Below are 8,716 nucleotides of genomic sequence, written 5' to 3'. Positions count from 1 at the left end.
GGCCGCCGCGCCCCCCCCCCGGCGCCCCCACCCGGGCTGGGGGTCGTGCTCCGGCTCCGGCGGCGCGGCGACCTCGAGACGGGCGGCTTCGGTGACGGCTTCCTCGCGGGCGACGTCGTCGGCGTGGCACGGGCCGCACATGGACTCGTCTCCGACCCGTACGGCGGTCCGGTGCACGGTGATCTCCTCCCAGCGCCCGTCGGTAACTTGCGCCCGCAGCGCGCAGAACGCCGAAAGTCAGATCGCATTGCCGCTTCCACGCACGACGGTGCCTCCGTTCTCCTGGACTTCCAAGAGGACGCAGGCACCGATATTTACTAGGTCAGGCCGCCCTGGGGCGCGGGATCCACGCCGGCCGTCCCGGGACGGCCGGCAGTCTGGTGTTGTCCAGCGGGTCGAGGGCCCGCCCCGCGCGGCCCTCGCAGCGGCGCAGAGCTGCGCGGATGACCGTGGTCGGAAGAGTGATCAGCGCCACGTGCGTCCAGGTGGCTTCCCGCTCGGGGTGCTCCGTGAGGTGCTCGCGCAGCCGAGCGGCGATCGCAGGGCCCGTACGGTGGACGCTGCCGACGTACCGAACTGTCCGTGCGGCGGGGCAGGGGAGGTAGATGCCGGTGCGGACGTTCGACCAGTAGCCATTGCTGGTCACCTCGGTGGTCGGCACGATGAGCGGGATGGCGACGCCTCGCACGACGCCGCCACTGGCGGAATCGAGGCGCATCAGCGCACCCAGGTGGTCGGCGATGTCTGAAGTGAGTTCCACAGGCCGGCGGGCGATCAGGCTGCTCAAAGGTCCGCCTCCACGGTGTCGCCTTCGCCGTACTCGAGGTTGCCGCTGAAGCTTTGCCCAATGATCTCGTGGCGCATCTCCCAGTTACGCACGAGCTCGGCGGCGTTCTCCAGGTCGGGGGCGATCGTGCCACGCGGGTCCTTCCAGCCGCGCTGCTGGACGATGGTGGGAATCTTGTCGCCGTCGCTGCGCCCCTCCATGATTCCCAGGAGAGTGCTGACGTCACTTCCCCGGCCTCGAAGACCGCGCAGTCTCCAGGCCAGCGCTCGTCGGTGAGGCTTCCTTCCGCGTCGCCTGCGGACCGCTGTTGAGGGCACGACGCTGCTGGCCCCGATCCGGAGGCAGCCGGAGACGAGTCCAAGACCACCGCACCGCGCACGTCGGACCGGAACCACCGGACCGGGGGTAGGTCCCCGAACTCCCGTGCCCCCCCACAGGACGGAGGGGTTGAGGTTGCGGCATGGGCTCGATGCGGTGCGGGGATAACCAGGGTGTCGGTGGTGGCCGGGACGGCAGCGGCCGTTCAAGAACTCGACGGGGACCAGCGCGCAGCGCTCGACGCCTGCGTGGTCGCGGCGCTGGCCTTGAGCAGCAGTGAGGGCGAGGCACAGGGGCGCATGCGGCTGCTGATGGAGTGCCATGGTCGCTACGTGCGCTCGTTCGGGGTTGCAGACTCGTCATCCAAGCGCAGCCCATGCACGGGTAAAGATCCATACAACTAAGCCCACTCCTCGTGAGTCTTGATCATCACGGGCCGGAACTCCCGTCCCGATCACGACCTGAGGGCCGAATGAACTCAACCCGACGATGCACGTCCACGGCGTCCGCAACCGCCGTCGTGCTCGCGACCGCTGGCGGTCTGCTCACCGCCACCGCCGTCCCCGCTTCCGCCGCGACGACCTGCACCTCACCGGTGTACAAACGGCAGTTCTACGCGAACACCACCTTCTCGGGAACTCCGAAGCGGACCGACTGCGACAGCACGGTCGACGAGAACTGGGGCGCCAAGGCCCCCGCCTCCGGCCTGCCGACAAACAACTTCGCGGTCCGCTGGAGCGTCACCCGCGACTTCGGCTCCGGCGGCCCCTTCACCTTCTCGGCCGCCGTCCAGGACGGCATCCGCGTCTACGTCGACAGCTCCCGCAAGGTCGACCTGTGGAAGAACGGCTCGACGACGACGAAGAAGACCGTCAACGTCACGATCCCGGCGGGCCGGCACACCCTGCGCGTGGACTACGTCAACTGGACGGGCTCGGCAAACATCAAGTTCGGCTACGCACCCATCACTTCGGCGACCGCCGACAAGGTCAAGCCGCTCCCACCAGTGGGCGCGTCGGCTTCGTACGACAAGACCACGGGCAAGGCGAAGCTCGGCTGGACGAAGAACAACGAGATGGACCTCGCCGGCTACCGCGTCTATCGCCGTCTCAAGGGCGCGGCCTTCGGCAGCACTCCTCTGGCCACCACCACCTCCACCTCGTACACCGACACCCCGCCGGCCAGCGGCGAGGTGTACTACTACGAGGTTCGCGCCCACGACAGGGCGGCCAACCTCTCCGCGGGCTCCGCCGACCAGGCTGTGGTAAGCGCAGACCGCACCGCACCCGCCGTCCCCACCGGATTGAGTTCGGCCGCCGAGTCCAATGGTCTGCGGGTCAGGTGGAGCGCGGTCGAGGGGGCGGCGTCGTACCGGGTCTACCGGGCGGCGACCGCCCAGGGGACGTACACCCTGGTCGGCAGCACCGGCCAGGTGTCGTACACGGATACCTCGGCCGCCGAGGACGTGAGCTACTCCTACCGCGTGACCGCCCTCGACACGGCGGGCAACGAGTCAGCGCGGTCCGCCGCCGTCACCGGCACACGCAGAGACCTCACCCCGCCTTCCGCCGTCACCGGAGTCACCGTCGTCCCCACCGAATACGGCTTCGCGGTGAGCTGGGACGCGAACCCCACCCCGGACCTGGCCAGCTACGTGGTCCGCCGCGGCGAACTCTGGGGAGACGACGACGAAAAGATGTGCTCCCTCTACCCGGGCTACTACGTGTCGGCCGACACCACCTCGTACGCGTACACCACCGTCCCCGACGGCGAAGAGAGCTGCTTCATCGTCGACGCCGTCGACGATGCCGGGAACTCCGCCTTCCAGTGGACCGGCGAGGCACAGATCGTGACCGCGACCGAGTTCGACATGACACCGAGCATCGCAACGCCCGAAGGCTCGCCCCTGCACCTGGAGGCTTCCGCCGCAGAAGGCGCCGAAGGGAACCGCCTGACGTGGTCCGGGCTCGGTGCGGACGAGGACGGCTCATCCGCACCCGCGCTGGGCTTCCGCATCTACCGGTGGAACCCCGCCACCGCCGCCTACGAGAAGATCCACGAGGCCCCCGCCGGAGCCTTCGAGTACTTCGACACCGGCGCCCGGCGTGGCACGACCAGCTACTACTGGGTGACAGGCGTGAAATCTGACGGCACCGAAACTCTGCCCGCCGGCGACTGGGCCGTCACCGCACCCGCGGCGTGACCTGAACCGACGGACAGGCTCGAACAGACACTCCCCCTGCATCCGACCCATGCATGATCGCTTCAGAGATCGCCGCCCACCCGGCCAGTCAGCGATGGCGACCACCCTTGTCGCGTCGGCCACAGCAGAGCCCGCCGGGCCCACAGATTCCGGCGGGCTTCGCTGTACGGCTGCCTACCGGAGGCCCCTGATCGGCGCCCGACCGACCCGGCAAGTTCGAGAAATCTGGCTGCCGGACCGTCGGGGACGGCAGAGTCCAGCGCCGCACACCGCTCCCCCTTCTTTCTTGGCGGGGCTGTCGGCCGGGGCGGGAGCGCCGATCTCCGGCCGCCCAGAGGGGAGAGGGCGCGGTATGTCTGCCCGCAACGACTGTCGTTGAACGGGCGCCGCACACGGTTCTCCCACAGCCCGTGGGCGGGGGCGAGGGCCCGACACATCAACGCCGAGGGCGATCCGGACCTTTCGTTCAGCAGCAAACACCAGGCCACGGCGCCCTGACCAGCTCACGCGAGCCACCGGACAGGACCTAGGCGCAGGCGGCCAGCAGCACGGAAAGTAGCCCGGCCGCCACAGCAGTGAAGACCCGTGGCTTCCTCCAGCCCGGCCCTGAAGCCTGGCGATTCAGCTCCCACATGAACACCAGACAGCCGCCAAGGCCAAGCGCGCCGCGCAGCAGGAAAACGATGGTGTGCACAGGGAACCTTCCAGAGACCTTCGAACGGACGGGAAGGCTACCCCTGGCAGCCGTCTGGTCTGCTGGTGGGGCGCTCAGCCGGGGCGCGGGGCTCACGCGATAGAGAGCGACCAGGGCCAGCGCCTCCTGACCAAGGTGCAGGGCAAGTGCGCCAAGACCGCGGGAGCAGGCACCGCACGGATCTGGGCGGAGGACAATAGCGGTCTCTTCCCCCATGTCCTTCGCAGTCTTGTAGCTGGGCCAAGACCGACACGCTCGCAGACCTCCCCGGACCGCTCCTGGCGGACTACGTCCACGTCGCCGAGATCGTCGTCTCGAACGCCGCCCGCCGACGCCTGCCCCTCCCCAAGGACGAGGACGCGTTCCGACCGGCCGCGCAGGGCTTCCTCCAAGGACTCCCCCTCGACCAGGTCCGCGAGACCATCGTGATCCCGCGCCGCATCCTGCTGCCCCAACAGACGAGCGCGATCGCCAGAATGTGCGACACCGAAGCTGCCTCGCTCGACTGGGCCCTGGCGCAACTCGGCATTCCCGGAAGCGTGATGTCGCTGCTGCAGTGGCTCTGTTGCAATCCTGTGACTCTGGGCAGCAGCGGGTGCTGAGCCCGCCTGCCCCAGACCCGTCATCAGCGGTGACAGGTCCGGGGCAGCACGGCAAGCTCGACGCCACGCCTGTGGGCGGCGGTTCCATCGTCTCGGTGCGCGGCGTCGGCCACCTCTTCCGCTCCCCCACCGCGCCTGCGCTGCCTGCCACCAGGCCGCCTTCCGCGCCGGGGGGATACGGTCACGCCCACGCCCTGCGGAATCTGTGACGTCGCGGTGGCGTCCCGCAGCCACGGGAGCCCTGTCGTGGGGTGCTCCTGCCGTCGGCGGGCGGGAGCCGAACGCAACGACCGCTCCCGCCGCCCGCGGTAGAGGACCGGCGAGTCACCGCGGGGGAGGTGGCAGCCGAAGTCCTCCTCGGTGACCCCGCGACGGAGACACACGGGCATGCGTGGATGGCGTGCGGCTTCCTCGCCGACCCGGGTGGTGCGTAGGCCCGTGTCAGGGAACGGATGTCAAGATCGTGTCCGTAGTGATCTCGTCCGTTCTCAGGCGTGTCTCAGGACTGTCATCGGCTGAGGAAGCGGCGCCGGTGCCTCGTGATGGAGGGAGAACGACCGCGGATCCTCCGCGGATCGGCTATCACGGGGAGAACGACCCAACATGTTGAAGCGTTTCGCCACCATCGCAATGACCGCCGTCACCGGCACCCTGCTGCTGACCGCCTGCAACGGCGAGGACGGCGCCGCCGACGCGAACGTCGGCCACCTCGCCGCGGGTTCGGCCCAGCACTCGGGTGCGGCACAGGCCGCGGGTGTCATCGGCCGCTACTCCAAGGACGCTCCGGGGGCGAGGTACTTCACCTCGGTCCTCACCGGTGACAACGAGGTACCCGTGAAGGGCAAGCCGGCCGTGGGTGACAAGGACGGCACCGCGCTGGCCCTCATGCGGATCCAGGGCGACGAGGTGTCCTTCGCCTTCGCCTGGACCGGCACCGCGACCCCGACCATGGCCCACCTCCACCAGGGAGCACGCGGCACCAACGGAGACATCAAGATCCCGTTCTTCATGGAAAAGCTCAAGGACGGCAGCCCGTTCGTGGTCGGCAGCGTGAAGATCACCGACGCGCGGCTGCTGAACACCATCAAGACCCACCCCGACCAGTTCTACTTCAACCTCCACACCGGCGAGTTCCCCGGTGGCGCGGTCCGCGGCCAGGCCATCGCTCTGCCCGGAGCCCTCTCCCTGCCCGACGCCATCCGCCACTCGGCCCTGGCCGGCGTGGTCAAGGGCGCGCAGGTCTACGCCTGCACGAAGCAGGACGACGGCACCTACGCCTTCACCCAGGACAACGTCGACGCCACCCTCCAGGGCCACATCCAGCACAGCTTCGCCCACCACGGCCCCGCCGGCCCCCCGCAGTGGATCGCACCCGACCACTCCTCCGTCACCGGAACCGTCCGCAACAAGTTCGACAACGGCCCCGGCAACATCCCCCAACTCCTCCTCCGCGCCCACCAGACCGGCAAGAACGAGGGGCTCCTCGCCAAGACCACCACCGTCCTGCGCCTCAACACCCACGGCGGCGTCGCCCCCACCGACACCTGCAACCCCACCACCCACCCCACCGCCCGCATCCCCTACACCGCCGACTACCTCTTCCTCGCCACCAAGTAACAACAACCGCCGGCCACGCCCTCCACGGCGAGGCGATGCCGGTCCCCCGCCGACCCGCATCGCCTCGCCGCGCCTGGTCGACAGGCCGGCTGCCACGAGCAACGGTTCGGACGGGACAGAGACACAAGGTGAGGCGTGCGGGGGCGGTTCGGGGTGCCGGCCCCGACGAGGTGAGACTGGGGTACCTGCGGCTGGGACAGCCCGCGACCGAACTGCATTGTGCCCGCCGCGGGCACGCGCTCTACCTGCTCGACGAGCCGACGGCGGGGCTGCACCCCTCTGATGTCGCGCTGCTGCTTCGGCAGCTGCACCGGCTCGTCGACGCAGGCAACACGGTCGCTCTCGTCGAGCACGACCTGGACACGATCGCCACCGCCGACTGGGTCATCGACCTCGGTCCGGGCGACGGTGACGCGGGCGGGCGCGGCGGGTGGGCGGGCGCGGCGGGCCCGCCCGCCACGGTGGCGAGGGCCCACTGCAGCGCCACCGCACCCTACCTCGCAGCCCGGCTCGCGGCTCTCACAGCTCGTCCTGGCTCTCCTCGGCGTAGAGGCGGGCGTCAAGATCTGCTGCCCAGGCGAGGGCCCAGGCGCGCAGGTCGGCCAGTTGACCGGGGTTGAGGCCGTAGTCGGTGAAGTCCTTGTCGTCCCACCATTCTGCGCCGTTGAGGCGGTCGCGTAGGTCTTGGAGGCTGAACTCGAAACGTGCGTGGCGGCGGCCGAGCGTTTCGAGGTCGGCGGTGGCGCGGTGCTGGGAGGCGGCGTGGACATCGATGAGGTCGCGAACCGCGCCGCGGTCCGCGAGTGCGCGGACCTTAGTGCCGATCACGTCGTCGAAGGCCAGCACCGGTCCGTATTCGGTCTGCGCGGGCGGACTCCAGAATGCCTCTTTGAGGACGTCCACCTCGCATTCCTCCCCCGATCGCGGGTCGGTCACGATGAGACGACCTGAGAGGGCGCTGGTCTCGATCTGGCGGACGCTCCAGCCACGAGTGACCAGACCGTCACTGACCACGGCGACGATCTCGGCGATCGTCGCAGGATTTTCGGTGGCTACGTCGAGGTCTTGGCTGAGGCGGTCGACCAGACCGTGTGCCTGAACGGCATAGCCGCCTGTGATCACCAAGGGGTACGGAGTGCCGATCGCAAGCACATCGGCAAGGAGTCGACGATGCAGGTCGGTCAGGTTCACGCGGCGTGCACGCTTCGGGCGCCGGCCAGCTCAGGGAAGGCAGCTTCCCAGGCTTCCCGCAGTGGCCGACTGATCAGGGTGCGCAGCACCGGCCACTGCTTCAGCAACAGGTCACGGTTCAGGAAGGCGACCAAGTCCTGGCACTGACCTTCGGCCAGGACCGTTCGGTAGAGGCCCATCCGTGAGCGCGGCTGCTCCAGGTCGTAGGAACGGCGTCCTGACCAGGCCACATGCAGGGGCAGGTCGACCGAGCCGCGGGTGGGGCCCGTCAGATCCTGGAGGCGTGCGGGCAGTCGCTTGGCGTACTGCTCGCGGAGCAGCTCAAACGCGTTTGGCACCGGGAAACGAGAGGAGCTGTGATCCATGGCTCCGATTATCTCCCGGCCGACCGGGCCGGTCACGTCAGACGCCGAATCCGCCCGGCCGACAGTGTTCAGCAGCCCCGGCATATGTCACCGCATTGTCCTTGTCGTTCGACAGCTGCCGGAGACTCGTGCCGCCGTGTCCCCAACCCGCACGGGCAGTCAGGACGTGGACGGGGCACCCGGAGCGGAGTGTGCTTCCGGGTGGGGACCCAGCGGTGAAACGATCAGCAAGAGGCTTAAGCGGTGCGGGAAGGAAGCTCAAAGGCCGTTGACGAAGGCGGTCGTCGCCGCCACGAGCAGCGGGAGGCACACCACCGCGAAATACGGGAAGGCCCCTCTTTCGGTGACTCTCGAGGTGATCGACGGCGGGCGTACCCGGCGGGGTCCTACAACGCATCGAATTCCTCACCCAAGCGTATGGGAGTGGTGAACTCAATTCCCTTGAACCGGTAAGCCTCCCCGCCGACGGCTCAGCTACACGGGGAAGGCGGCCTGGAGGTCGCCAGCCAGGGATTCGGCGGTGCTAGCGTTTCCATGATCTGGGGAAACCCGGTGCCCGGCGGGCATGACGCTCCTGGCCGACAGGTCGTTGAACCGGCCGGAGATCCCCACAGAGCGCAGAGAGACCCCGGGCCGAAGAGTCTAGGGACCCGACGCGTCAGCGCACGGGCGACAAGACCCGGTTGCGCACACCGCCTGACCGGCGGCCCGCGCCCGTACGCCCGGGATGGGATCTCTGGTCTCCGGCGTTTCCAAGGCCCGACGTGGGCCAGTCGGGTGAACCAGCCGGTGCACGAGAACCCCTTGGCCGTGACTGTGCGTCGTGCCGGGTGTGGAGGCGATCAACGAAGTACACGTAGCGGAGTCCGGGGGGGGGGGGGGGGGTTTGGGTGGCGCGCGCGCCCACTCCCCCCTCGCCAGTCACAACGCGCGGGGGCC

The 8,716-nt window shown here is 69.1% G+C and carries 7 protein-coding genes and 1 pseudogene; 3 read left to right on the top strand and 5 right to left on the bottom strand.

Features of this window, described 5'->3' with window-relative positions:
* Window positions 1–322 precede the first annotated feature (322 nt).
* Both ACFV2J_RS02370 and ACFV2J_RS02365 read right to left on the bottom strand, forming a co-directional pair.
* The gene (locus tag ACFV2J_RS02370; RefSeq protein WP_385437001.1) at window positions 323–787 is read right to left on the bottom strand and encodes a hypothetical protein; all 465 of its coding nucleotides are present in this window, start codon (window positions 785–787) and stop codon (window positions 323–325) included.
* Window positions 784–987, bottom strand: a complete 204-nt coding sequence (locus ACFV2J_RS02365; RefSeq protein ID WP_385095328.1) for a hypothetical protein — start codon at window positions 985–987, stop codon at window positions 784–786. The genes ACFV2J_RS02370 and ACFV2J_RS02365 overlap by 4 nt, the downstream gene beginning before the upstream one ends.
* Window positions 988–1,625: 638 nt before the next feature.
* Between ACFV2J_RS02365 and ACFV2J_RS02360 the strand changes: the two genes are divergently transcribed.
* Window positions 1,626–3,308 (top strand): fibronectin type III domain-containing protein, encoded by a 1,683-nt coding sequence (locus ACFV2J_RS02360; protein ID WP_385095325.1) that lies wholly within the window; start codon window positions 1,626–1,628, stop codon window positions 3,306–3,308.
* A 526-nt stretch (window positions 3,309–3,834) separates the two neighbouring features.
* On the opposite strand, the gene ACFV2J_RS02355 is transcribed toward ACFV2J_RS02360, so the two are convergent.
* Window positions 3,835–4,002 carry a hypothetical protein gene (locus ACFV2J_RS02355; protein WP_385095322.1) on the bottom strand — a complete coding sequence of 56 codons (168 nt, stop codon included), beginning with the start codon at window positions 4,000–4,002 and terminating at the stop codon, window positions 3,835–3,837.
* Window positions 4,003–5,207: 1,205 nt separating this feature from the next.
* On the opposite strand from ACFV2J_RS02355, the gene ACFV2J_RS02350 reads away from it, so the two are divergent.
* Complete coding sequence (locus tag ACFV2J_RS02350; RefSeq protein WP_385095320.1) at window positions 5,208–6,221, top strand: CHRD domain-containing protein; 1,014 nt, start codon at window positions 5,208–5,210, stop codon at window positions 6,219–6,221.
* A 167-nt stretch (window positions 6,222–6,388) separates the two neighbouring features.
* Window positions 6,389–6,841, top strand: a pseudogene (locus tag ACFV2J_RS02345) (hypothetical protein); the annotation flags it as partial.
* On the opposite strand, the gene ACFV2J_RS02340 reads toward ACFV2J_RS02345, so the two are convergent.
* The gene (locus ACFV2J_RS02340) at window positions 6,741–7,412 is read right to left on the bottom strand and encodes a nucleotidyl transferase AbiEii/AbiGii toxin family protein (protein ID WP_385098140.1); all 672 of its coding nucleotides are present in this window, start codon (window positions 7,410–7,412) and stop codon (window positions 6,741–6,743) included. The pseudogene ACFV2J_RS02345 and the gene ACFV2J_RS02340 overlap by 101 nt on opposite strands.
* Window positions 7,409–7,777: a hypothetical protein gene (locus ACFV2J_RS02335; RefSeq protein ID WP_385098143.1), complete on the bottom strand. Its 369-nt coding sequence runs from the start codon at window positions 7,775–7,777 to the stop codon at window positions 7,409–7,411. The genes ACFV2J_RS02340 and ACFV2J_RS02335 overlap by 4 nt, the downstream gene beginning before the upstream one ends.
* Window positions 7,778–8,716 lie beyond the last annotated feature (939 nt).

Source organism: Streptomyces sp. NPDC059668, from assembly GCF_042734135.1.
GTDB lineage: Bacteria > Actinomycetota > Actinomycetes > Streptomycetales > Streptomycetaceae > Streptomyces.
Note: the sequence above shows the minus strand (reverse complement) of the source record. Positions and strands in the feature narration are given on the sequence as shown.